Genomic DNA, 453 nt, shown 5'->3' with positions numbered 1-453 from the left:
ACCCAGTCGGGATATGCGGCCACCGTGACCTCGCCACGTCGATTCCCCTCGGGCGCGATAAGCGGCTGTCCGACTGCCACCTCAGCCCGATCGCCAGCGGGGTCATGATCGTCAGACTCCGCCGCTGACGACAGCGTTTGTCGCAACTCTTCTGACGCTACGTTCGCCGCATTGATGATCTGATCGGCGCATCTGCGGTTGGTTGCGAGAGAGAGCACCTGGGCTGGCGTCCCTTCCTTATTCGGGAAGCGCCGGTGAAATTCTAAGATGTTGCTGGCGGCCGCGCCACGCCATTCGTAAATGGCCTGAAGCGGATCGCCGACAGCCATCACTGGGTGGCCCATGCCATGAGCTGAGTCCGGACCCGAAAATAGTGCAGCAAGCACATCAGCCTGGGCCGACGATGTATCTTGATACTCGTCGAGGAGAACAACACGGTATCTGGCCCTCAGC

Annotated in this window: 1 protein-coding gene; it reads right to left on the bottom strand. The window is 60.7% G+C overall.

Annotated elements, in window-relative coordinates; translation table 11 throughout:
* Positions 1 to 452: UvrD-helicase domain-containing protein (locus H7U32_RS10240; RefSeq protein ID WP_239457681.1), on the bottom strand; the 452-nt coding region annotated here is incomplete at its 3' end.
* Position 453 lies beyond the last annotated feature (1 nt).

Origin of the sequence: Bifidobacterium pullorum subsp. saeculare, from assembly GCF_016899725.1 — a bacterium.
GTDB classification, from domain to species: domain Bacteria; phylum Actinomycetota; class Actinomycetes; order Actinomycetales; family Bifidobacteriaceae; genus Bifidobacterium; species Bifidobacterium pullorum_C.
Note: the sequence above shows the minus strand (reverse complement) of the source record. Positions and strands in the feature narration are given on the sequence as shown.